Consider the following 21,311-nt stretch of genomic DNA (forward strand, 5'->3'; position numbering starts at 1 on the left):
CGGACCTGACCCCATTTTCATGCGGGCAGATTGACCGAAGCGGGGAAGCGCGGGGCGCGGCGGTGCAGGGTCGCTTGCTCGTATGCGTAGGCCATGCGGATCAGCGCCGCTTCGCTCCAGGCGCCGCCGACGAACGACAGGCCGATCGGCAGGCCGTTGGTGTACCCGGCCGGCACCGTGATGTGCGGGTATCCGGCCACCGCCGCCGGCGTCGAGAAGCTGCCGCCGTAATGGTCGCCGTTGATGAAGTCCGTCAGCCACGCCGGCCCGCCGGTCGGCGCCACCAGCGCGTCGAGCCGGTGCTCCTTCATCACCTGGTCGATGCCCTCCGCGCGCGAATAGCGGTGGTTGTTGGCCAGCGCCTCGCGGTACTCCTTGTCCGCCAGCGCGCCCTTCGCTTCCGATTTGACCAGGTGCTCCTGCGCGAAGAACGCCATCTCCTTGTCGCTGTGCTTCGCGTTGAACGCGACCAGGTCCGTCATGTTCTTGATCGGCGCGTGCGGCGAGTAGCCGGCCAGGTAGGCTTCGAGGCCCGGCTTGAATTCGTACAGCAGCACTTCGGTTTCGCTGTCGCCGTACTTGTCGATGTTAGGCACTTTGACGTCGACCAGGATGGCTCCTTGCGCCTTGAGCACCGCGAGTTCCTTTTCGATGACGCCGTCGACGCCGTCGCCGCTGCCGAAGAAGTTGCGCGCCACGCCGAGGCGCATGCCCTTCAGGCCGTTCTTGTCGAGCGCCCCGGCGTAGTCGGCCAGCTTGATGCCGCGCGTGGCTTCGTCGGACGGGTCGGCGCCGGCCATTGCGGCCAGCATCAGCGCGGCGTCGGCGACGGTGCGCGTCATCGGGCCGGCGGTGTCCTGCGACGCGGCGATCGGGATGATGCCGCTGCGGCTGATCAGGCCAAGCGTCGGCTTGATGCCGACCAGGCCGCAGATCGAGGCCGGCGAGACGATCGAGCCGTCGGTTTCGGTGCCCACGGCCAGCGTGGCGAGGCTGGCGGCGATCGCCGCGCCGGAGCCGGAGCTCGAGCCGCTGGTGTTGCGATCGAGCGCGTAGGGATTCCTGGTCAGGCCGCCGCGCGCGCTCCAGCCGCTGGTCGAATGGGTCGAGCGCATGTTGGCCCACTCGGACAGGTTGGTCTTGCCGATGATGACGGCGCCGGCGGCGCGCAGCTGCGCGGCCACGTGCGCATCGCGCGTCGCGCGCACGCCGGCCAGCGCCAGCGAGCCGGCGCTGGTGCTCATCTTGTCGCCGGTGGCGATGTTGTCCTTCAACAGGATCGGGATGCCGTGCAGCGGGCCGCGCAGCTTGCCGGCGGCGCGTTCGCGGTCCATGTCCGCGGCGATCGTCAGCGCGTCGGGATTGAGTTCGATGACGGAGTTCAGGCGCGGGCCGCGCTTGTCGATGGCGGCGATGCGGGACAGGTATTGCGAGACCAGGGATCTGGAAGTGAGCCGGCCGGCGTTCATGGCGGCCTGCTGTTCGAGCACGCCGGCGTCGAGGACCGAGGATGGCGCGGTGGCGGCGCTTGAAGCTGTCGATGCGCCTGCGACGGCGGTGGCGGCGAGGCCGAGTCGAACAAAGTCCCTGCGATCCATGCGTGCTCCCTGTAGAGAAAACGATAATGTACAGGATAAGCGCACAGCAAATTCAAGCCCATAAAAAAACGCTGCGCGAAGGCAGCGTTTTTTGGGAGCGCGGCAGTGATTAGTTGCGGATCACGCGCTTGTACTCGTTGGTGCGGGTGTCGACTTCGATCGTGTCGTCCTGGCTCACGAACAGCGGCACCTGGATGGTGTAGCGGTTGGCTTCGATCGCGTTTTCCAGCTTCGCTTCCTTCAGGACGTTGCCCGAAGTGTTGCCCTTGACCGCAGGCTCGGCGTAAGCGACAACGCGCTGGATCGTGGTCGGCAGTTCGACCGAGATCGCCTTGCCGTCGTAGAACACGGCTTCGCATTCCATACCGTCTTTCAGGTAGTTCAGCGCGTCGCCCAGGTTCTCTTCTTCGATTTCGTACTGGTTGTACTCTTCGTCCATGAAGACGAACAGCGGGTCAGCGAAGTACGAGTAGGTCACTGGCTTCTTGTCCAGAACGACGACGTCGAACTTGTCGTCGCCGCGGAACACGTTTTCCATCGGGCTGTTGGTCAGAAGATTCTTCATCTTCCACTTGTAGGTGAAGCCGGTGCGGCTCGAGCCATTGACGTCAGAGCGCAGCACGATCATCGGCTTGCTATCAACCATAATGATGTTGCCAACGCGAATTTCTTTTGCAGGTTTCATAGTGAATATACGTAAAAAGGTGGTTGCATGAAAATCATCTGTCGCCGTGGCCGAACTTCGCCCAGAGCCCACGTTTGATCAAAAACTCGAAAATACCGTGAAGAGTAACCGCGCATTATACCCGATTGGATCGGCCATTCATCGTTTCGACGCGGCAAATTTCAGCATGTTGGAAACTAGATCACCATTCGCCAGCATCTCGGCATGCCACTCGGCAGAGCGGTCGGCAACCCGTTCCAGTTCGGCTTCGAACGGCGCCCAGGCCGCGGCGACACTGGCGCCCTCGCCGGCCGCGCCATTCCACAGCAGGTTGAAGCCGTTGGCGCTGTCGATGTCCGGCGAGTAGCGCTGGAGGAAGGCGCGCAGCTTCTTGTGGTGCAGGTTTTCGTCCTGCGGGTAGATGTGCCAGACAAACGGGCGCCCCGCCCACTGCGCGCGCACGATCGAATCCTCGCCGCGCACGAAGTTGAGGTCGCACGCCCACAGCAGCTTGTCGTAATCGGGCTGCGCGACGAACGGCAGCACGCGCACCGTCAGTGCGCCGCGGGTGGCTGCCGCGCCCGGCGCCGGATCGGCGTCCAGGAACGCGCGCACCGCATCGGCTGCGACGCCGTCCGGCACCAGGCACAGCACCGGTTCGGCGCCGGCTTGCCAGGCGGCGAACAGGTCGGCGACCGGCGCGTGCGGGTAGCAGAACAGCGACACCGTGCGCGCCGCCTGTTCGGCCGGCGTCACGCCCAGCCCGGTCAGGAAGGCCGCGCGCGCCTCGGGATCGGCCTGGAACTGCACGCGATGCTGCTCCAGCGCCGCTTCGCGCATCAGTCCGCCTGTTCGGGGCGTGAAGCCGGGGAAGTAGAAATACTTGGTCAGCGGCAGTCGCGGATGCGGCGAGGACAGGGTGTGGCAGCCCTCCACCCACTCTTCCGCGCTCAGGCCTTCCAGGTTCAGCCATACAGGGCGCGGATCGCGGTCGACCATCGCGGCAATGTAACCGGGAGGTATGTCGCAGCCAAAGAATTCGATGACGATGTCGGCCACCTCGGCCGGCGCGAACACGCCGTCCTGGCCGCGCCAGTGGCGCACGGTGACGCCGCCCACCTGCTGCGTTTCCGCATCCGGGTCGAGCGGAGGGCAAATACGCTTGAACGTTGCCAGGTCGTCGACCCACAAGGTGACAGCGACATCGTGCTCGCCCTGCAGTTGGCGCGCAAGGCGCCAGCAAATGCCGATGTCGCCGTAGTTGTCGACGACTTTGCAGAAGATGGCGAGCGATGTTTGCAAATTAGAATCGAGGCGCATGCTGAATCGGTGAACGCCGCGATTGCGGCAAGCGCAGATAATAGTCGAATCCGCGATTCGCCGCAGAATCGGTTAAGATATATACGAAATACTTGTTCGCCTGATCACCCGGAAAATCAATGCCATATCTTGAACTGAACAAAGAGTCGATCGCCACACTGGTGCATTCGTTTTATGACGGCGTGCGCGCGGATCCGGCGCTGGGCCCTGTTTTCGACCAGGCGATCGGCGATCACTGGGATACGCATCTGGGGAGGATGGTCGACTTCTGGTGCGCCACCATGCTCAAGACGCAGCAATTCCAGGGAAACGTGTTCGGCAAGCACATGGCGCTGAACGGCGTCGAACCCGACCATTTCCGGCGCTGGCTGGCCTTGTTCGAAGCGACGGCAGCGCGGTTGTTCGATCAGTCGCTGGCCGACGAATTCATTCTGGTCGCGCGCCGCATCGCCGCAAGCCTGCAATACGGCTTCTTCGGCAAGGTCGAAGCGGCCAGCGGCGCATAACGCCTGCCGTACCAGCGAAGCCTGGTACGACCAACGGAAATAAAAAAAGCCGAAGCACCTATGCGCATGCGCGCTGGTCTGCTCCGGCTTTTTAACTGGCGTCCCCAAGGGGATTCGAACCCCTGTACTCACCGTGAAAGGGTGATGTCCTAGGCCTCTAGACGATGGGGACAGAAATCTGTCCTGGGCGGTCATGATACCACCCTGGCCCTGCAAAACTCTACTACTCGAATCCTGGCGTCCCCAAGGGGATTCGAACCCCTGTACTCACCGTGAAAGGGTGATGTCCTAGGCCTCTAGACGATGGGGACCTTGAACTGCTTTACTGCGTTGTCTTGGTGGAGGTAAGCGGGATCGAACCGCTGACCTCTTGCATGCCATGCAAGCGCTCTCCCAGCTGAGCTATACCCCCCAAATTCGTAGCGCAAAAAAAACCCTGACTGGTCAGGGCCGTATCGAACCTCAACACTATTTCTGCACTACTCGAATCCTGGCGTCCCCAAGGGGATTCGAACCCCTGTACTCACCGTGAAAGGGTGATGTCCTAGGCCTCTAGACGATGGGGACCTGAACTGGCTTTTACTACAAAACATCTCTTCAACGTGGTGGAGGTAAGCGGGATCGAACCGCTGACCTCTTGCATGCCATGCAAGCGCTCTCCCAGCTGAGCTATACCCCCGTCCGGTGAAGAAGCAAAATTATAGACTACTCTCTTGCATTCCGCAAATGCCAGACGGCGATAATTTCAAGAAATTAAAGAAATTTCCGCAGGCGCGCCAGAATGATGTCGCGTTCGAACAGTTCGAGCACGGCATCGATCGCCGGCGTTTGCAGCTGGCCGGTGATCATCAGGCGCAGCGGCATCGCCAGCTGGGGCATCTTGATGCCGTTCGCCGCGATCACTTCCTTGATCATCGCCGCCAGCGCCGGACGGTGCCACTCGACCGTTTCGCAGCGCTCGGCGAACTGCGCCAGCGCCGGCTTCACCGCATCGGTCAGGTGCTGCGCCAGCAGAGCCGGATCGGGCTGCGGGTCGCGGTAGAACAGCATCGCCGCGTCGGCCAGCTCGTTGACCGTGTTGGCGCGCTCCTTCATCAGCGCGATCACCGGGCCGAGCGGCGGGTTGTGGTTGAACTCCGCGCCTTCGCCCAGCATGCGCGGGCGCGCCAGCGAGGCCAGGCGCTCGTCGTCGGCCTGCTTGATGTACTGGTTGTTGAGCCAGTTGAGTTTCTCCGGATTGAACTGGGCCGGCGAAGCGGTCAGGTTCGACAGGTCGAACCATTCGCAGAACTGCTCCATCGAGAACACTTCGTCGTCGCCATGGCTCCAGCCCAGGCGCGCCAGGTAGTTCAGCATCGCCTCCGGCAGGTAGCCCTGCGCCGGGTAATCCATCACGCTGACCGCGCCGTGGCGCTTCGACAGCTTGGCGCCGTCGGCGCCGAGGATCATCGGCAGGTGGCCGTACTGCGGCAGCGGCGCGCCGATCGCCCGCAGGATGTTGATCTGGCGCGGCGTGTTGTTGACGTGGTCGTCCCCGCGCAGCACGTAGGTGATCTGCATGTCCCAGTCGTCCACGGCGACGCAGAAGTTGTAGGTCGGGGTGCCGTCCGGGCGCGCGATGACCAGGTCGTCGAGTTCCTTGTTACCGATCGTGATGGTGCCCTTGACGACGTCGTCCCAGCTTACTTCGCCGTCCAGCGGATTCTTGAAGCGGACGACCGGCGTGCGGTCGCTCGGGACTTCCGGCAGGGTCTTGCCTTCTTCCGGACGCCAGGTGCCGTCGTAGCGCGGCTTTTCGCCGGCCGCGCGCATGCGCTCGCGCATCGCCTCGACTTCTTCCGGCGACGAATAGCACAGGTACGCGGTGCCGGCTTCGAGCATCTGGCCGATCACTTCGCGGTAGCGGTCCATGCGCTGCATCTGGTAGAACGGGCCTTCGTCGTGATTCAGGCCGAGCCACTGCATGCCGTCGATGATGGCCTGCACCGCTTCCGGGGTCGAGCGTTCCAGGTCGGTGTCCTCGATGCGCAGGATGAAGGTGCCGCCGAAGTGGCGCGCGTACGCCCACGAATACAGCGCGGTGCGCGCGCCGCCAAGGTGGAGATAGCCGGTCGGGCTGGGAGCAAAACGGGTGCGGACAACAGTCATGGCGATGGAAGCTTGTAGGAAAAGATGGTTATTTTACAGGCTTCGGCCCGTGATTCTGGCGCTGTCCCCGCTTTTCATCATGTCGATCACGCGGCAATCGCCGCACATCCGGATGCGATCGAGGTTGCCGGCGAACGCCGGGTGCGATCCCAGTTTGCCCAGCATGTTCTCGATCATCTGCAATGAGCCGAACGGCTTGGCGCAGCGGATGCAGCAGAACGGCGTCGACTCGTGCTTGACCACCGGCTTGTTCCAGTCCTCGGCGAACGAGATGCGCGGTTCGAGGGTGATGGCGTTTTCCGGGCAGGTGGTTTCGCACAGCCCGCACTGCACGCAGTTCTTCTCGACGAAGCGCAGCTGCGGCAAGGTGGTGCTGTCCATCAGCGCCGACGACGGGCAGGCGCCGACGCAGGCCATGCACAGGCTGCAGGCGCTGGCGTCGACCCTGACGTTGCCGAACGGAGCGCCGGCCGGCAGCGGAATCGCCGCGGGCTTCAACGGCGAATACCTGGCCAGGTGCGACAGTGCCAGGTCGAGCGTGTTGCGCTTGTCGGCCATGACGTGGAAGGTGGCCGCCTCGGCGACCACCGAGGACGACGGCGGCGACGCCAGCGCGGCGCCCAGCTGCCCCGCTTCCCGCACCTGCACCAGGCGGCAATGCCCGCCCTGGTATCCGAGGCCGTCGAGGATGGTATTGGCGATGTCCATCTGCGCGGCGACCGCGCTGCGGTACTGCGGCGCTTCTTCGTCCGTCATCAGCACCGTGATCGCGGCGGCGCCGTAGCTGACCGCGGCCAGCCATACGTCGATGCCGACCGATGCGGCGTGGTGCAGTTCGACCGGCAGCACCCACGCGGGGACGCCCTGGCCGCCCGCTTCCAGCGCGCCGATCACCGCCCTGCCATGTTCGCCGCTGTGGAACAGCAGTTCGGGGGCCCCGCCGCCGGCGTCGCGGTAGGCGCCGACCAGCGTGCGCAGGCGCTCGCCCGTGTAGGCTGCGCTCGGGTAGGCGTAGGTCAGCGCGCCGGTCGGGCACACCGTCGTGCAGGCGCCGCAGCCGGCGCACAGGTTGGGATCGACGCGGATCTTGTCGCCGGCGCCGAAAATCGCCCCGGCCGAACAGATCTCGATACAGGCATTGCAGCCGACCTGCTTGTTGCGGCTGTGCGCGCAGATCCGCTCCTTGTAGACGAAGTATTTGGGCTTCTCGAATTCGCCGATCATCTCGGCCAGCTCCTCCACGGCCCGCGCGCGCGCCAGCATGCCGGGGCCGGGCGCGAAGTAGCCGGCCGGCGGTTCATGGCGCGCGATCAGCGGCGCCGGCGACAGGTCCAGCACCAGGTCGAACCTGCCCTGCCCGCCGTCCCAGGTCGCCTCGAACGCTCCCAGCCAGCCCTTGAGGGCGATGTTGCGCACGCGTTCGGTCTGCAGCACGGTCAGTTCCAGCGCGGACAGCGCATCGGCCCAGGGGGCGACGTCGGCTGCGGCGCCGACGATCAGGGTCTTGCCGGCGGAACGGTAGGTCACCGACGGCACCGGGTCGGGGCCGGGCAGCGCGTGCGCGGCCTCCAGCGCCGCCAGCTTGGCGCGCTCCTTGCTAATCGGGTCGGGTGAATTCATTCGGGTTCCTGTTCGGGTGGAGCGGGTATGGGTTCGACGTCTTCGAGCACGTCCTCGACGACCTTGGCGAAGATGTTGCGGGCGTGCGCCAGCGAGGCGAGCATCACCGGGCTGACCGGGTCGGGCAGGTTGTAGTCGCCCATGTAGATATCGAGGCCGTCGACCACGTTGAAGTGCGGGTCGGCGAACAGCTTTTTCATCGCGAGGCGGCGCACCGAGGGGTCGATGCCGCGGGCGACGAACGACGAGAAGTCGGAATCGGCGGTCAGGTTTTCCGCATCGGCTAGGGTCGGCAGCGGCAGCTGCTCGATCGGCGCCTCCACAGGCGGGCTCAGGCCCGGCGGACCTGACTCCAGGGTCTCGGGCTGCGGCTCGGGCTCCGGGTGCGACTTCAGCCGCGACCAGCGCTGCAGGAATCCTTCGTTCGGCATCGCCCTCTCCTAGCTGCGCGCGCGCTTGCCGTGGCGCGTTTCGCCGCCTGGCTGGCGAGGCGTGTAGTGCACGCGCAGGTAGTCGGCCAGCCAGCTGTGGATCTCGATCGGCATCAGCACGCCGTCGGCCGCTTCGCCGCAATCGAACATGCGCGTGCCTTCGGCGTAGCTGACCGAAGCGCGCAGCGGCATCGCCCGGCCGTCCTGCATGCGCCACATGATGAATACTTTCGATTCCGGCGCGATCCAGTTTTCAAAATAGCCTTCGTTCTCGTCCGGGAACAGCTGCAGCTCCAGGCCAGACACCAGGTAGGACTCGCTGCCCGCGTCGTCGACCAGCGTCTGCACCGGCGGCAGGCCGCCGCCGTCCGCCATGACCGCGATCGCCGACCAGGCCTCGTCGGCCCACCGGTGATTCAGCTGGCGCCGCTGCATGAGGACAGCGATGCGCATGCTCGCCAATGCCGTCATCGTGTCTTTACCGTCGACGCGGGCGGCGATGGCGCCGGCTTGACGTCCTTGCTGGCCACCGCGGTACCGGACTTTTCGCTGGTCATGGGCGCCGCCGCGCCCGCCGCCGTCATCACGCCATTCGGCTGGCCGTTGGCGCCCGACTGCGTGGCCGGCGCCGTCACCGCGGCCACAGGCGCCGGCAGCGGCGTCGGCGGGTTGACCTTCAAGCCCTTGGACGGCGCCTTGGCGCGCCACGACGCGGTCAAGGCATCCATCTTCGCCAGCAGCGCTTCCTTGTCCTTGGCCGCCTGCGCGTCGGCCGCGGCTTTCTTGGCTGCCTGCGCCTCGGCTTCAGCCGGCGTCGGCTTCGGCAGGGTTGCCAGGGCAGTGCCGGACAGCGCCAGCATCAGCATGGCAATCGATAGTTTTCGCATGCTGCCTCCTATTGCCCGCTCGGGGTTTGCTTGGCGGCCGGCGGCGCCGTGTTGCCGGACGGACCGTGACCGGATTCCTGCACCGCGCCGGCCGTCGCCGTGCCGCCGGTGGTGCCCCCAGCGCCGCCCGCGTGGTAGGGCGTGCCACCGGCGTAGCTGCCGTCGGTCTGCGGCTTTTTGTTGCGCGCCATGACCTCGCCGCTGGTCCCGCCGCCCGCCGTCACCATGCCGGGAAAATTCGTCTTGCGCATGCCGGCGCTTGCGCCATCGCCGCGCGAACAACCGGCGCACAGCAGCGCGGCCAGCCCAATCATGAATACGGTTTTCATACGCGTCCCCTTGGAATCGGCGCCGGCGCGATCGGCGGCGGCGCCTGCTGCTGCGCCACTTCCTCGTACCAGATCTCGTGATGGGCGCGGGCCCAGTTGGCGTCGACCGTCCCGTGGCGCATCGCCTCGTAGGCGCCGGGCGTGCCGATCGTGCCCAGGTAGATGTGGCCCATCGAGCCGAAGATGTACAGCGTGGCGCCGCCGATGTGCAGGTAATCGGCGATCTGCAGCATGTAGCGGGTCTGGCCGAAGTTGACGAAATCGAGCATCAGGCCGGTGACCGACATCAGGAGCCCGAGCAGCACCACGGCGCCCCAGAACCAGATCTTCTCGCCGGCGTTGAAGTAGCCGGCCGGGACGTGCTTGTGCGAGACCAGGCCGCCGAGGTGCTTGATCCAGTTCCAGTCCCAGCGGCGCCAGATGTTGTCGCGGAAGTAGGTGAAGAACATGATCACCGAGCAGACGATGAACAGCGGGCCGACGAAGTTGTGGATCCATTTCGACAGCGCCGCCAGCCAGGCGAAGGCGTCGCGGCCCATCCAGGGCATGAACAGGTATTTGCCGAACATGAGCAGCAGGCCGGTGATCGCCAGCGCGGTGAAGCTGATCGCGGTCGACCAATGCACCCAGCGCTGCCAGCGCGTGAAGCGCTCGATGCGCACGCCGGCGTCCTGGCGCGAGCGGTCCGGGCCGACGGCAAAGAAGAAGCCGAGGATCAGCAGCGGCGTGGCCAGCAGCAGCCAGCCGCTGACGGTGGCGATCGGGCCGTTGCGCAGCAGGCGCCAGGTATTGCCGCCGCGCTGCAGCAGTACCGTGCCTTCCTCAGCGCCGTAGGGTCCGAGGTAGTGGCGGTCCATGTGCACCTTGCCGGACGCCGGCGAATCGAAGCCCTGCGCGATGGTGCGCTGCTCCGTTTGCATGATGGTCTGCTCTTCGGCGTAGGCCGGCTTGGCATTCTTGTTGGGGACTTCGGCCAGCGCCGGCGCGGTCATCATCAGGACGCAGGCCAGGGCGGAGATCCGCCGCAATGAGAGGAATGAACGCATCGCGAGTCCTTTCAGGGTTTGACCCGGTTGTATTCGTTCTGGGTCTTGGTGCGCTCGGCCAGCACCGCCGGCGCCGCCGCCTTGTTCTGGCCGGCGCCGGCGCCATCGGCGCGTGCGCGCTGGTCGACTTCCAGGCAGCCCGCCAGCGACACCGCGATCGCCGCGGCGAGGGTGAGGTTCACGACTTTCATACGCCCTCCTTCTTGCCGCCGTTCTGGGTTTCGTTCAGCTGGTTGACGCGCGGTCCGTCGGCCGGCGCCTGCCCCGGCCCCGGCTTGCGCTTGGAGCGGTCGTAGGCGATCTCCCAGCCCCACAGTTCGGCCCCGTAGCCGCGCGTTTCGACGCGCTGCTTGTAGATGTCGGCGATGACGTTGGCGTCGCCGGCCAGCAGCGCCTTGGTGCTGCACTGCTCCGCGCAGGCCGGCAGCTTGCCTTCCGAGATGCGGTTGCGGCCATACTTCTTGAATTCGGCCTCTGACTGGTCGGCCTCCGGTCCGCCGGCGCAGTAAGTGCACTTGTCCATCTTGCCGCGGTGGTTGAACAGTCCCGTTTCCGGGAACTGCGGCGCGCCGAACGGGCAGGCGTACGAGCAGTAGCCGCAGCCGATGCACTGGTCCTTGTTGTGCAGGACGATGCCGTCCTCGGTGTGATAGATGCAGTTGACCGGGCACACGGCCAGGCATGGCGCGTCGGTGCAGTGCATGCACGCGACCGATATCGAGTGCTCGCCCGGCAGGCCGTCGTCGACAGTGACGACGCGGCGCCGGTTGACGCCCCATGGCGTTTCGTTCTCGCTCTTGCAGGCGGTCACGCAGCCGTTGCAGTCGATGCAGCGCTCGACGTCGCAAATGAATTTCATCCGTGCTTGCATGGAGTTCCTCTCGATTCGATCAGACGCGCGCCAGACGGCACAGCGACACTTTGGTTTCCTGCATCATCGTCACGGCGTCGTAGCCGTAGGTCCAGCCGGTGTTAACGGCTTCGCCGCGTACGATCGGCGCCGCGCCCTCCGGATAGTGTTTGAGCAGATCCTCGCCCATCCACCAGCCGCCGAAGTGGAACGGCATCCACACCAGGCCAGGCGGCACGCGCGGCGTCACCAGCGCTTTGACCTTCAGTCGCGCCCCGGTCGGCGTTTCGACGTGGATGTAGTGGTCCGTGACCGCGCCGAATTTCTGCGCGTCGGCCGGATTGATCTCGACGAACATCTCCTGCTGCAGCTCGGCCAGCCACGGGTTCGAGCGTGTCTCGTCGCCGCCGCCCTCGTACTCGACCAGCCGGCCGGACGTCATGATCAGCGGGTAGTCCTTCGAGAAGTCGACCGCCTGCACCGACTTGTACAGGGTCGGCACGCGCCAGAAATTGGCCTTGTCGTCGTAGGTCGGATACTTGGCCACCAGGTCGCGGCGCGGCGACATCAGCGGCTCGCGGTGGACCGGCACCGGATCGGGGAAGTTCCACACGTTGGCGCGCGCGCGGGCATTGCCGTACGGGGCGCAGCCGTGGCTCATGACGACGCGGATGATCCCGCCCGACAGGTCGGTCTTCCAGTTCTTGCCTTCGGCCTGGGCCACTTCGGCTTCGGTCAGCTCCGACCACCAGCCGAGCTTTTTCAGGAACACGTGGTCGAATTCCGGGTAGCCGGTATCGAGCTCGCTGTCCTTGGTGGTGGAGCCGTCGGCCGCCAGCAGCGTCTCTCCGTTACGTTCCACGCCCCAGTTGGCGCGGAACGGCATTCCCCCTTCCATCACCGGCTTGTTGATGTTGTAAAGGATAGGGGTGCCCGGATGCTTCATCTCCGGCGTGCCCCAGCATGGCCAAGGCAGGCCGTAGTAGTCGCCCTTGCACGGGCCGTCGGACGCCAGCAGCGTGGTCGGGTCGAAGGTGTGCTTGTTCGCCGCGTGCAGCTTCAGGCGCTCGGGCGAGCAGCCGGTATAGCCGATGGTCCAGCACGTGCGGTTAATCTCGCGCAGGATGTCTTCGATCACCGGCTCGTTGTTGACCACCTTGATGTTCTTGCACAGCTGCTCGGCGAAACCGAACTTCTTGGCGAACAGGTACATGATCTCGTGGTCGGTCTTGCACTCGAACAGAGGCTGGATCACGCGCTCGCGCCACTGGATGCTGCGGTTCGACGCCGTCACCGAGCCCTGGGTCTCGAACTGGGTCGTGGCCGGCAGCAGGTAGACGCCGTCGCTGCGGCCGTGCATCGCCGCCGTCATGGTCGGATACGGATCGATCACCACCAGCAGGTCGAGCGCCTGCATCGCCGCCTTCATGTCGGGCAGGCGGGTCTGGCTGTTCGGCGCGTGGCCCCAGTAGAGGACCGCGCGCAGGTTGGACGGCTGGTCGACGTACTGGTTCTTTTCCAGCACGCCGTCGAACCAGCGCGACACCGCCATGCCGGGCTTCTCCATCAGCTCCTTGGAGCCGTAGCGCCCTTTCATCCATTCGTAGTCGACGCCCCAGGCGGTGCAGAAGTACTTCCAGGCGCCTTCGGCCAGGCCGTAGTAGCCGGGCAGCGAATCCGGATTCGGGCCGACGTCGGTGGCGCCCTGCACGTTGTCGTGGCCGCGGTAGATGTTGGTGCCGCCGCCTTCGACGCCGATGTTCCCCAGCGCCAGCTGCAGGATGCACAGCGCGCGCACGTTGGCGGTGCCGACGTGGTGCTGGGTGATGCCCATGCACCAGACCACCGACGAGGGCCGGTTCATCGCCAGCGTCTCGGCGACCTGGCGCACCGCCGCTTCCGGCACCCCGGTGACGTCGGCCACTTTGTCGGGCGTCCACTTGGCCACTTCCTTGCGCACCTCCTCCATGCCGTAGGTGCGCTGCTCGATGAAGCCCTTGTCCTCCCAGCCGTTCTGGAAGATGTGCCACAAGATGCCCCACACCAGCGGGATGTCGGTGCCGGGGCGCACGCGCACGTATTGGTGCGCGAAGCGCGCGGTGCGGGTGAAGCGCGGGTCGACCACGACGATCTTGGCGCCCTGCTCCTTGGCGTGCAGCGCGTGCAGCATCGAGATCGGGTGCGCTTCGGCGGGATTGGAGCCGATGAACATGATCGCTTTGCTGTGGTGCAGATCGTTGTACGAGTTGGTCATCGCACCGTAGCCGAAGGTCTGGGCCACGCCGGCGACCGTGGTCGAATGGCAGATGCGCGCCTGGTGGTCGCAGTTGTTGGTGCCGTACATCGAGGCGAACTTGCGCATCAGGTAGGACTGCTCGTTATTGTGCTTGCTCCCGCCGATCATCATCATCGAGTCTGGACCGGCCTTGGCGCGCAGGTCGAGCAGCTTGTCACCGATCTCGTTGATCGCCTGGTCCCAGGAGATGCGCTGGTATTTGCCGGCGACGAGCTTCATCGGATAGCGCAGGCGGTGTTCGCCGTGGCCGTGTTCGCGCACCGACGCGCCCTTGGCGCAGTGGGCGCCCATGTTGAACGGCGAATCGAAGGCCGGCTCCTGGCGGATCCACACGCCGTTCTGCACCACCGCTTCGACCGAGCAGCCCACCGAGCAGTGGGTGCAGACGGTGTGCTTGACGACCGGCGCGGCGGCCGCCGCGGCCGCGGCTTCCTGGGCCTCGGCGGTGTCGATCACGTTGAACGGCAGGTTGCGCGCGAGGCCGGCTGCGCCCGCGGTGAGGCCGGCGCGCACCAGGAAGGATCGGCGCTTGATGGTCGCGTTCGCGGCGCGGGCCAGGCCCTGCTGCAGGGCGGACCTGGCGCCGCTGGTGCTGGCGCCGGAGGTTTTTTTGACGACGGTCATCGATACGCTCCTGTTCTACCAGTATTTAGCGGTGCGATAGTACTGACGAATATGTTCGGTCTCGTGGTATCCGACCGGCTTGGCCTCGGGCGCGGGCGCCTTTGCTATCGGGGCCGCGGCGGGCGCATCGCTCGCCACGACGGCAAGCGCGCCGAGCGCCCCTGCCCCGCCGGCGGCACGCAAGAATCCGCGCCGTTTTTTGTCGACTGTTTTGCTATCGTCCATGGTGCCATCCCTGAAGTGGTTGAATCAGTCGGCCGGGTCGTCCTCGGCCACATCGAATGCTTCTTGCTCGATTGCGAAAAAGGCGGCGACCAGGTCGGCCACGCGCGCATAGAATTGGGCGCCTTCGGCCTGGCGCAGGTGGGCAAGGCATTTGCCGTGCCACGTTGCGAGGTGGGCGTCGAAGAACTGTTTTTGCGCGGCCAGGCTGTGGCGGTCGACGATCAGGCGGCGCATGGTTTCGCACAGTACGCCCAGGTGGTCTTCGGTTTCCACGGTGCCGCCGCGGCGGGCCAGGCCCAGTTTCGCGAGGTCGGCGCGCAAGGTGGCGAGCGGCTTCTCGTGGAGGAAACCGGCCAGGTAGAGCGAGCCGTAGGGATTGACGCGGGGCACGCCGGTACTGACGAACAGGTCGTTGAACTCATCGCGCACCAGTTCGAAAGGCAGCAGGCGCGCGGTCAGCGAGAGCTGGTCCCAGGCGCGGTCGAGCGCTTGTTCGGTATCGGATGAAACGATGGCGTCGGCGCCGGCGAGGCTGTCGAGCAGCGCGTCGTCGGGCGGGGCAAGCAGCAAGCGGGCGATCAGGCCGTAGATGTCGGCCCGCGCCTGCTCTTCCTGCGCCACGGGCATGCGCATCGCATGGCTGCCCGCGGTGTCAAACAGTGTCTCCGAGACGGAGGAATGCATTCGGCTATCCTCTCTTGATTGATGCCAATAAGTCTATTCCGCCATTGTGCAACTGTCCACGAAAATACGCGCGGAAAATTCAATCGTGCGCGGGTCAATATGCAAGAAAAAGCTATTGGAAGGATACTTGACTAGTCAAGTAATTTTCGGGCGCCGCCAATTCGAGCGCTACTTCGGAGACTTCAATTCTGTCTGGATCCGCTTGACCAGATGCCTCACTGCGGGCATCGGCCCAGAATTGCCGCAACTATCGACCTGAAACGCATCAGCAGCGCGAGACATGAACAACACGTGGTCCTCTCCCACCGAGATCGGATAGCGCGACGATGTATTTTCGTTGCGGAACACTACCAGCTTTGGCGGATTACCTTTCAGCCTGGCTCGTACCTTGACGGTCACGTTGTAGGCCGTAACTCCAGCGGGATCGCTCGGGTCTTCTCGAAGGCCCTGCTGCGACAGAGCGCGGCCAATCACGATCGCTTCGGCGGTACGCACTTCTGAGCCCAGCGGTATCTTATAACCAGACAGATGCGTCGCTGGATCCAGGCAAACAGCGCCCGCCACACAAAAACGCGCGGTTAGCACCATCGGGATTAATCGTTTGAATCGCAGCGAAGTCATCTTTGTCGAAACCGGATTAGATCGTGAACAGTCGTGGCAGAAGAATAACATTTTCGATGAGCGCGTTGTCACTATGCGCGTATGATGAACGCGACCCGAAGCGTAATCAGCCCATCCTGTAAAAAGTTGAAAATCGTTGAGAGACAATCACGATGAGCAATGCGAATACCGACAAGATTTTCGCCGGCGCGATTCCGAAACTGTATGAAACGTATCTGGTTCCGCTGATTTTCGAACCCTACGCACGAGACCTGGCGGAACGGCTTGCGTCAAAACCACTAAACCATGTTCTGGAGATTGCTGCTGGCACTGGGGTCGTGACTCGCGCCTTGTGTTCTGCATTGCCGGACCATGTCTCCATCGTCGCAACGGATTTGAATCAGGCGATGCTCGATCAAGCCGTGACCATCGGGACGCATCGGCCGGTCGAATGGCGCCAGGCCGATGCGATGCAGCTGCCGTTCGCGGACGGATCGTTCGACGCCGTGGTTTGCCAGTTTGGCGTCATGTTTTTCCCCGATAAATCCCTGGCCTTTTCCGAGGCGCGCCGAGTGCTGCGGCCAGGCGGCGTATTCATCTTCAACGTGTGGGATCGGATCGAAGAGAACGAATTTGCTGACACCGTCACCTCGGCGCTTGCGTCCCTCTTCCCCGACGACGTGCCTCGCTTCATGGCCCGCACGCCCCACGGTTATTGCGACGGATCGATCATCGAGCGGGATCTTGCAGCTGGCGGATTCACGAAATCACCCAACATCGAAACCCTGACGGCGCGCAGCAAGGCAGATTCTCCGGAGATAGCGGCAGTTGCATATTGTCAGGGCACGCCGCTGCGAAACGAGATCGAGGCGCGCGATGCCACGCGATTAGCCGAAGCGACGGAAACGGCGACCATCGCGATTGCCAGGCGATTCGGAAGCGGAGAGGTGGACGGAAAGATCCAGGCACGCATTGTCACAATCGAGGCGTGAGTTGAATGGATCGAATGACATACCGCAGAGGGCCATGCTAAATTCGCAGTCAGCGATCGAAGCCACTCAATCCAAGAAGCCGCCAAGGAGAACCTCGATGCCCCGAACCATTACCATCAGCTTGCCAGTGACAGACCTGAACGCGTCAAAGGATTTTTACGTTGCGCTGGGCTTTAAGATCAACCCGCAGTGCTCCGGCGATGACGCGGCGCTGATGAAATGGAGCGAGACGATCAGCGTGATGCTCTTGACGCACGCAAGATGGAGCACATTTACCACCCGCCCAATTCCGCCGTCGACATCGAGCGAGGTCGCGCTCAACATCTCGTGCGATTCGCGCGAAGCGGTCGATGCGATGAACAAGGCAGCGTCCGAGCATGGCGGCACTGGCGACATCAATCCCGTTGAAGAACACGGTTTCATGTACGGCCGCGACTTCGCCGATCCTGACGGCCACATCTGGGGAGCGATGTGGATGGATGCGTCCGCGATGCCACCCCGTTCATAAAGGAACCGTACGCGCACTGCGGATCGTATTACGGGCATGCGTCAACCTTTATATCGAATCGCATCGATGACCAGGCCCAGGGCGCGCGAAGAGTTACGCCGGCTCGGGTAGTAGGCGTGCAAGCCGGGGAATTTTGGACACCAGTTCTCCATCACGCTGATAAGACGGCCATCGCGCACGTGTTGCTCGGCCAGGTCTCCCGTGACAAACGCCAGCCCGTTGCCGCTCAGTGCGGCATTCACCATATGGTAACCGGTCGTGAAGACGCTCTGGCCTCGCACCCGCACCTCCATTGCATTCCCCTCGTGTTCAAGTTCCCATGCATAGATGCCGCCGCTGCTCGCCATTCGCAAGGTAATGCAGTTGTGTTTCATCAGGTCCTGCGCGGAGCGCGGAATCGTGTGCCACTCGAAGTAGCCCGGCGAGCCGACAATCATCGTCGGCATATCGGGCGTGAGGCGTGCCGCGACCATGTCCTTCTCCACTTGGTCGCCGAAGCGCACGCCGATGTCGAAGCGTTCGCCCGCGATGTCCACCAGCCGATATTCCGAATTCATTTCCACGTGCAGGTCCGGATATTGCGGCAGTATCGGCGCCAGCCGGGGCCATAAAACCTTATCGATCACACTGTCGATCGCCGTAATCCGAATCGTGCCGGCCGGCTTGCCGCCCAGATCGCTGATTGCCGCGATTTCCGCTTCGATCTCCTCGATCCGCGGCGCGACGTTCTGCAGCAGCCGCTCGCCCGCTTCGGTCGGCGAGACGCTGCGCGTGGTGCGGGTCAGCAGCTGCACGCCCAGCCGGGCTTCCAGCGCGCGCACGATATGGCTAAGCGCGGACTGCGACATGCCGAGTTTTGCAGCGGCGCGGGTAAAGCTGCGTTCCCGCGCAACGGCGAAAAAGACGAGGATATCGTTGATATTGTCGCGGGCCATGGTGATCCTTTGTGGCGGAATCGCGCTTGCGAGGAGTCGCCATTATATGGCGCCAAAGTCTTAATAAGCATATCGATTAATGATACGAGCGCATAAGCCCATCCCGTTTTCGATTCGTTTTCCCAACCTGCCTGCCACTACCATTCATTTCCCGGACACTTTTGCATGCGGTTCCAATGCAGCGCCACCCAAGAATGAAAGGAATTCCCCGTGACCGTCAAAGCTTTCGGCGCCCATGCCGGCGACCAACCCCTTGAATCGATTGACATTCCCCGGCGCGGTCCTGGCCCACACGATGTTCAAATTGACATCGCATTCTGCGGCGTATGCCACTCCGACCTGCACCAGGTGCGCGGCGAATGGGCCGGTACGGTGTACCCATGCGTTCCCGGCCACGAAATCGTGGCCGCGTAGCTGCCGTCGGTGCGCATGTTTCCGCCTTCCAGGCCGGCGACCTGGTCGGAGTCGGCTGCATCGTCGACAGCTGCAGGCACTGCGCAGACTGCGAGAGCGGGCTCGAAAACTACTGCAACGGCATGACCGGCACTTATAACTTCCCGACCGCGGACGCCCCGGGCCACACCCTGGGCGGCTACTCGGAGCAGATCGTGGTGCACGAGCGCTATGTGCTTCGGGTGCGGCATCCGGAAGCGCAACTCGCGGCCGTGGCCCCGCTGCTTTGCGCAGGCATCACCACTTACTCGCCGCTGCGCCACTGGCACGCGGGGCCGGGCAAGAAGATCGGGATCGTCGGCATCGGCGGCCTTGGTCATATGGGCATCAAGCTGGCCAATGCGATGGGCGCGCAGGTTGTCGCGTTCACCACCTCCGAATCGAAGCGCGCAGATGCGCAGGCGCTGGGCGCGCACCAGGTTGTAGTATCGCGCGATACCGGGGCAATGGCAGCGCATGCAATGAGCCTCGACCTGATCATCAATACGGTGGCGGCGCCGCACGACCTGGACCCGTTCATGGCGCTGCTGAAGCGCGATGGCACTATTGTCCTGGTAGGCGTGCCCGCCTCGCCGCACCCATCGCCCGCGGTGTTCAACCTGGTCGGCCAGCGCCGCGCGATCGCAGGCTCGATGATCGGCGGCATTCCGGAAACCCAGGAGATGCTCGACTTCTGTGCCGCGCACGGCATCATTGCCGACACCGAGATAATCCGCGCCGACGAAATCAATCACGCCTATGAGCGCATGCTCAAGGGCGATGTGAAGTACCGCTTCGTGATCGACAACACCACCCTCGCGGCGTGAGGATGTGCCCCGCCGCCGGCGCTTCCACCAACAATAGTCAGGAAACAATGAATCTGGAAATCTCTGCAAATCAACGTGCCGCGGTGCACAGCCCGGCGGCATGGAGCGCCGTGTTCGCGCTGGCGCTGGGGGCGTTCACCCTCGTGGCATCGGAATTTCTTCCGGTCAGTCTGCTGACGCCAATCGCCCGGGACCTCGCCGTTTCCGAGGGACAGGCCGGCCAGGCAATTGCCATCTCCGGCGCGTTCGCCTTGATCACGAGCCTGTGTATCCCGGCGCTGGCCGGCCGACTCGATCGCAAAGTGCTTCTGCTATCGATGACACTGCTGATGATTGCGTCGGGAACGCTGGTGGCATTCGCGCCGAGCTACGGCTTGTTCATGGCCGGCCGCGCACTAATCGGTATTGCGATCGGCGGTTTCTGGTCGATGTCGGCGGCGACGGTGATGCGTTTGGTCCCGAGCGACCAGGTCCCGCGCGCGCTCGCCATCCTCAACGGCGGCAATGCGTTGGCCACGGTGATTGCGGCGCCCCTCGGCAGCTTCCTCGGCGCCATCATCGGCTGGCGCGGCGCGTTCTTGTTCGTCGTTCCCGTTGCGGCAATCGCGTTCGCATGGAAATTTATCAGCCTGCCTTCGATGACGGTCCACGCCGGCCACTCTTCGGGAAATGTATTGAAGCTGTTAAAGCAGCCCGCGGTAGCGTTCGGCATGGCGGCGGTCAGCCTGCTCTTCATGGGGCAGTTCGCGCTGTTCACGTACCTGCGGCCTTTCCTCGAACGCGAGACCCACGTCAGCATCTCGACGCTGTCGTTCATGCTGTTGATCATCGGCCTGTCCGGCTTCGTCGGCACCACCCTGATCGGGACGTTCCTCAAGCAACGGCTGTACCCGACCTTGATTATGATTCCCGTGATCATGGCAGCGATCGCGATGGCGCTCATCTGGGTTGGCAACTCGGTTGTCGCGACCGCGATCCTGCTCGGGCTTTGGGGGCTGGTGGGAACGGCGGCGCCAACGGCCTGGTGGACATGGCTATCGAGAATCCTGCCAAAGGATGCGGAAGCCGGGGGCGGTCTGATGGTAGCCGTGGTCCAGCTCGCGATTATGCTCGGCGCGACAGTGGGAGGCATGCTGTTCGACGCCAACGGTTACCAGGTAACCTTTGGCGCCAGTGCAGCCTTACTGATTGTATCTGCTGTTCTTGCGGTGTTGGCCGCACGCGCCGCTCGCCCGCGGCACTTGAATTGCGGCGGGGACTAGTCGGGCCGCAGGAGAGTCAGCCGCGGCTCGCCGCTTCGATCCTGGCGACGTCGATTTTGCGCATCTCCATCATCGCCTCGAACACGCGTTTGGCCACCGTACGATCGGGATTGTTGAACCCGTCCGTCAGAACGCGCGGCGTGATCTGCCACGAGATTCCCCACTTGTCCTGGCACCAGCCACAGGCGTTTTCCTGGCCGCCGTTGCCGATGATCGCATCCCACAATCGGTCCGTTTCGGCCTGGTCGTCGGTCGCGATCTGGAACGAGAATGCCTGGCTGTGCTGGATCCCCGGACCGCCGTTCAGGCCGATGCACGGGATGCCCGCCACGGTGAAATCCACCACCAGGACATCGCCCTCCTTACCTGACGGGAAGTCGGCCGGCGCGCGATGGATGGCTCCGACCGAGCTATCGGGGAAAGTCCTGGCGTAGAACTGGGCGGCTTCTTCTGCATTACCATTGAACCAAAGGCAAATCGTGTTCTTGCTGATCATTCTTATTCTCCGATGGGTGGACGAGTCGATA

Annotated in this window: 22 protein-coding genes, 5 tRNA genes and 1 pseudogene; 5 read left to right on the top strand and 23 right to left on the bottom strand. The window is 64.0% G+C overall.

The window, feature by feature from the left end:
* Nucleotides 1-17: 17 nt before the first annotated feature.
* The 3 genes from AC1D02_RS04980 to earP all read right to left on the bottom strand — a co-directional run bounded on the left by AC1D02_RS04980 (nucleotide 18) and on the right by earP (nucleotide 3,582).
* On the bottom strand, nucleotides 18-1,598 hold the full coding sequence (locus AC1D02_RS04980; RefSeq protein WP_477314331.1) for an amidase: 1,581 nt from the start codon (nucleotides 1,596-1,598) through the stop codon (nucleotides 18-20).
* Nucleotides 1,599-1,707: 109 nt separating this feature from the next.
* Nucleotides 1,708-2,283, bottom strand: a complete 576-nt coding sequence (locus AC1D02_RS04985; RefSeq protein WP_477314333.1) for an elongation factor P — start codon at nucleotides 2,281-2,283, stop codon at nucleotides 1,708-1,710.
* Nucleotides 2,284-2,421: 138 nt separating this feature from the next.
* Nucleotides 2,422-3,582, bottom strand: a complete 1,161-nt coding sequence (gene earP / locus AC1D02_RS04990; RefSeq protein WP_477314335.1) for an elongation factor P maturation arginine rhamnosyltransferase EarP — start codon at nucleotides 3,580-3,582, stop codon at nucleotides 2,422-2,424.
* Between the two features lie 119 nt (nucleotides 3,583-3,701).
* Between earP and AC1D02_RS04995 the strand changes: the two genes are divergently transcribed.
* Complete coding sequence (locus AC1D02_RS04995) at nucleotides 3,702-4,088, top strand: group III truncated hemoglobin (RefSeq protein WP_477314337.1); 387 nt, start codon at nucleotides 3,702-3,704, stop codon at nucleotides 4,086-4,088.
* Between the two features lie 96 nt (nucleotides 4,089-4,184).
* Here the strand turns inward: AC1D02_RS04995 and AC1D02_RS05000 are convergent.
* From AC1D02_RS05000 to AC1D02_RS05085, 18 genes are all read right to left on the bottom strand, one after another.
* Nucleotides 4,185-4,260, bottom strand: a tRNA-Glu gene (locus AC1D02_RS05000).
* A gap of 63 nt (nucleotides 4,261-4,323) precedes the next feature.
* A tRNA-Glu gene (locus AC1D02_RS05005) sits at nucleotides 4,324-4,399 on the bottom strand.
* Nucleotides 4,400-4,424: 25 nt separating this feature from the next.
* Nucleotides 4,425-4,500 (bottom strand) — tRNA-Ala (locus AC1D02_RS05010).
* A 79-nt stretch (nucleotides 4,501-4,579) separates the two neighbouring features.
* Nucleotides 4,580-4,655 (bottom strand) — tRNA-Glu (locus tag AC1D02_RS05015).
* Nucleotides 4,656-4,691: 36 nt separating this feature from the next.
* Nucleotides 4,692-4,767, bottom strand: a tRNA-Ala gene (locus AC1D02_RS05020).
* Nucleotides 4,768-4,841: 74 nt separating this feature from the next.
* Entirely contained in the window at nucleotides 4,842-6,236 is a 1,395-nt protein-coding gene (gene gltX, locus AC1D02_RS05025; protein ID WP_477314339.1) for a glutamate--tRNA ligase, read from the bottom strand.
* A gap of 33 nt (nucleotides 6,237-6,269) precedes the next feature.
* Nucleotides 6,270-7,856, bottom strand: coding sequence for a 4Fe-4S binding protein (locus AC1D02_RS05030; protein ID WP_477314341.1), 1,587 nt, complete (start codon nucleotides 7,854-7,856; stop codon nucleotides 6,270-6,272).
* Nucleotides 7,853-8,287: a DUF3306 domain-containing protein gene (locus tag AC1D02_RS05035; protein WP_477314343.1), complete on the bottom strand. Its 435-nt coding sequence runs from the start codon at nucleotides 8,285-8,287 to the stop codon at nucleotides 7,853-7,855. Before AC1D02_RS05035 ends, AC1D02_RS05030 begins: the two co-directional genes overlap by 4 nt.
* A gap of 9 nt (nucleotides 8,288-8,296) precedes the next feature.
* A complete protein-coding gene (locus tag AC1D02_RS05040; RefSeq protein WP_477314345.1) occupies nucleotides 8,297-8,740 on the bottom strand; it encodes a DUF3305 domain-containing protein in 444 nt (147 codons plus the stop codon).
* Nucleotides 8,741-8,754: 14 nt separating this feature from the next.
* Nucleotides 8,755-9,174 (bottom strand): hypothetical protein, encoded by a 420-nt coding sequence (locus AC1D02_RS05045; protein ID WP_477314347.1) that lies wholly within the window; start codon nucleotides 9,172-9,174, stop codon nucleotides 8,755-8,757.
* Nucleotides 9,175-9,182: 8 nt separating this feature from the next.
* Entirely contained in the window at nucleotides 9,183-9,503 is a 321-nt protein-coding gene (locus AC1D02_RS05050; protein ID WP_477314349.1) for a hypothetical protein, read from the bottom strand.
* Nucleotides 9,500-10,549: a formate dehydrogenase subunit gamma gene (locus tag AC1D02_RS05055; RefSeq protein WP_477314351.1), complete on the bottom strand. Its 1,050-nt coding sequence runs from the start codon at nucleotides 10,547-10,549 to the stop codon at nucleotides 9,500-9,502. Before AC1D02_RS05055 ends, AC1D02_RS05050 begins: the two co-directional genes overlap by 4 nt.
* Before the next feature lie 11 nt (nucleotides 10,550-10,560).
* Nucleotides 10,561-10,740 (bottom strand): hypothetical protein, encoded by a 180-nt coding sequence (locus tag AC1D02_RS05060; RefSeq protein WP_477314353.1) that lies wholly within the window; start codon nucleotides 10,738-10,740, stop codon nucleotides 10,561-10,563.
* Nucleotides 10,737-11,408, bottom strand: a complete 672-nt coding sequence (gene fdh3B / locus AC1D02_RS05065; protein WP_477314355.1) for a formate dehydrogenase FDH3 subunit beta — start codon at nucleotides 11,406-11,408, stop codon at nucleotides 10,737-10,739. The genes AC1D02_RS05060 and fdh3B overlap by 4 nt, the downstream gene beginning before the upstream one ends.
* 31 nt (nucleotides 11,409-11,439) lie before the next feature.
* Nucleotides 11,440-14,319, bottom strand: a complete 2,880-nt coding sequence (locus AC1D02_RS05070; protein ID WP_477314357.1) for a formate dehydrogenase subunit alpha — start codon at nucleotides 14,317-14,319, stop codon at nucleotides 11,440-11,442.
* A gap of 15 nt (nucleotides 14,320-14,334) precedes the next feature.
* Entirely contained in the window at nucleotides 14,335-14,544 is a 210-nt protein-coding gene (locus AC1D02_RS05075) for a formate dehydrogenase (RefSeq protein ID WP_477314359.1), read from the bottom strand.
* A 24-nt stretch (nucleotides 14,545-14,568) separates the two neighbouring features.
* Nucleotides 14,569-15,228 carry a TorD/DmsD family molecular chaperone gene (locus tag AC1D02_RS05080; protein WP_477314361.1) on the bottom strand — a complete coding sequence of 220 codons (660 nt, stop codon included), beginning with the start codon at nucleotides 15,226-15,228 and terminating at the stop codon, nucleotides 14,569-14,571.
* A gap of 168 nt (nucleotides 15,229-15,396) precedes the next feature.
* Nucleotides 15,397-15,849, bottom strand: a complete 453-nt coding sequence (locus AC1D02_RS05085; RefSeq protein ID WP_477314363.1) for a hypothetical protein — start codon at nucleotides 15,847-15,849, stop codon at nucleotides 15,397-15,399.
* 152 nt (nucleotides 15,850-16,001) lie between these two features.
* Between AC1D02_RS05085 and AC1D02_RS05090 the strand changes: the two genes are divergently transcribed.
* Both AC1D02_RS05090 and AC1D02_RS05095 read left to right on the top strand, forming a co-directional pair.
* Entirely contained in the window at nucleotides 16,002-16,820 is an 819-nt protein-coding gene (locus AC1D02_RS05090) for a class I SAM-dependent methyltransferase (protein ID WP_477314365.1), read from the top strand.
* Nucleotides 16,821-16,917: 97 nt separating this feature from the next.
* Nucleotides 16,918-17,328, top strand: coding sequence for a VOC family protein (locus AC1D02_RS05095; protein WP_477314367.1), 411 nt, complete (start codon nucleotides 16,918-16,920; stop codon nucleotides 17,326-17,328).
* 41 nt (nucleotides 17,329-17,369) lie between these two features.
* Here the strand turns inward: AC1D02_RS05095 and AC1D02_RS05100 are convergent, their stop codons facing one another.
* Nucleotides 17,370-18,263: a LysR family transcriptional regulator gene (locus AC1D02_RS05100; protein ID WP_477314369.1), complete on the bottom strand. Its 894-nt coding sequence runs from the start codon at nucleotides 18,261-18,263 to the stop codon at nucleotides 17,370-17,372.
* 210 nt (nucleotides 18,264-18,473) lie between these two features.
* On the opposite strand from AC1D02_RS05100, the pseudogene AC1D02_RS05105 reads away from it, so the two are divergent.
* Nucleotides 18,474-19,522: pseudogene (locus AC1D02_RS05105) on the top strand (NAD(P)-dependent alcohol dehydrogenase).
* A gap of 47 nt (nucleotides 19,523-19,569) precedes the next feature.
* Nucleotides 19,570-20,784: an MFS transporter gene (locus AC1D02_RS05110; RefSeq protein ID WP_477314371.1), complete on the top strand. Its 1,215-nt coding sequence runs from the start codon at nucleotides 19,570-19,572 to the stop codon at nucleotides 20,782-20,784.
* A 16-nt stretch (nucleotides 20,785-20,800) separates the two neighbouring features.
* Here AC1D02_RS05110 and AC1D02_RS05115 read toward each other — a convergent pair whose 3' ends face one another.
* Nucleotides 20,801-21,280 (bottom strand): VOC family protein, encoded by a 480-nt coding sequence (locus AC1D02_RS05115; protein ID WP_477314373.1) that lies wholly within the window; start codon nucleotides 21,278-21,280, stop codon nucleotides 20,801-20,803.
* Nucleotides 21,281-21,311: the final 31 nt, after the last annotated feature.

The sequence above is a fragment of the Massilia sp. P1_C10 genome (assembly GCF_056406475.1).

Excerpts from the sequence above, each read along its gene's own strand:
- AC1D02_RS05090 (WP_477314365.1), top strand. The coding sequence starts at position 16,002 with ATGAGCAATGCGAATACCGACAAGATTTTCGCCGGCGCGATTCCGAAA.
- AC1D02_RS05115 (WP_477314373.1), bottom strand. The coding sequence starts at position 21,280 with ATGATCAGCAAGAACACGATTTGCCTTTGGTTCAATGGTAATGCAGAA.
- AC1D02_RS05080 (WP_477314361.1), bottom strand. The coding sequence starts at position 15,228 with ATGCATTCCTCCGTCTCGGAGACACTGTTTGACACCGCGGGCAGCCAT.
- AC1D02_RS05050 (WP_477314349.1), bottom strand. The coding sequence starts at position 9,503 with ATGAAAACCGTATTCATGATTGGGCTGGCCGCGCTGCTGTGCGCCGGT.
- AC1D02_RS04995 (WP_477314337.1), top strand. The coding sequence starts at position 3,702 with ATGCCATATCTTGAACTGAACAAAGAGTCGATCGCCACACTGGTGCAT.
- AC1D02_RS05100 (WP_477314369.1), bottom strand. The coding sequence starts at position 18,263 with ATGGCCCGCGACAATATCAACGATATCCTCGTCTTTTTCGCCGTTGCG.
- AC1D02_RS05075 (WP_477314359.1), bottom strand. The coding sequence starts at position 14,544 with ATGGACGATAGCAAAACAGTCGACAAAAAACGGCGCGGATTCTTGCGT.
- AC1D02_RS05035 (WP_477314343.1), bottom strand. The coding sequence starts at position 8,287 with ATGCCGAACGAAGGATTCCTGCAGCGCTGGTCGCGGCTGAAGTCGCAC.
- gltX (WP_477314339.1), bottom strand. The coding sequence starts at position 6,236 with ATGACTGTTGTCCGCACCCGTTTTGCTCCCAGCCCGACCGGCTATCTC.
- earP (WP_477314335.1), bottom strand. The coding sequence starts at position 3,582 with ATGCGCCTCGATTCTAATTTGCAAACATCGCTCGCCATCTTCTGCAAA.
- AC1D02_RS05045 (WP_477314347.1), bottom strand. The coding sequence starts at position 9,174 with ATGCGAAAACTATCGATTGCCATGCTGATGCTGGCGCTGTCCGGCACT.
- AC1D02_RS05055 (WP_477314351.1), bottom strand. The coding sequence starts at position 10,549 with ATGCGTTCATTCCTCTCATTGCGGCGGATCTCCGCCCTGGCCTGCGTC.
- fdh3B (WP_477314355.1), bottom strand. The coding sequence starts at position 11,408 with ATGAAATTCATTTGCGACGTCGAGCGCTGCATCGACTGCAACGGCTGC.
- AC1D02_RS05095 (WP_477314367.1), top strand. The coding sequence starts at position 16,918 with ATGCCCCGAACCATTACCATCAGCTTGCCAGTGACAGACCTGAACGCG.
- AC1D02_RS05070 (WP_477314357.1), bottom strand. The coding sequence starts at position 14,319 with ATGACCGTCGTCAAAAAAACCTCCGGCGCCAGCACCAGCGGCGCCAGG.
- AC1D02_RS04985 (WP_477314333.1), bottom strand. The coding sequence starts at position 2,283 with ATGAAACCTGCAAAAGAAATTCGCGTTGGCAACATCATTATGGTTGAT.
- AC1D02_RS05110 (WP_477314371.1), top strand. The coding sequence starts at position 19,570 with ATGAATCTGGAAATCTCTGCAAATCAACGTGCCGCGGTGCACAGCCCG.
- AC1D02_RS05040 (WP_477314345.1), bottom strand. The coding sequence starts at position 8,740 with ATGCGCATCGCTGTCCTCATGCAGCGGCGCCAGCTGAATCACCGGTGG.
- AC1D02_RS05060 (WP_477314353.1), bottom strand. The coding sequence starts at position 10,740 with ATGAAAGTCGTGAACCTCACCCTCGCCGCGGCGATCGCGGTGTCGCTG.
- AC1D02_RS04980 (WP_477314331.1), bottom strand. The coding sequence starts at position 1,598 with ATGGATCGCAGGGACTTTGTTCGACTCGGCCTCGCCGCCACCGCCGTC.
- AC1D02_RS05030 (WP_477314341.1), bottom strand. The coding sequence starts at position 7,856 with ATGAATTCACCCGACCCGATTAGCAAGGAGCGCGCCAAGCTGGCGGCG.
- AC1D02_RS05085 (WP_477314363.1), bottom strand. The coding sequence starts at position 15,849 with ATGACTTCGCTGCGATTCAAACGATTAATCCCGATGGTGCTAACCGCG.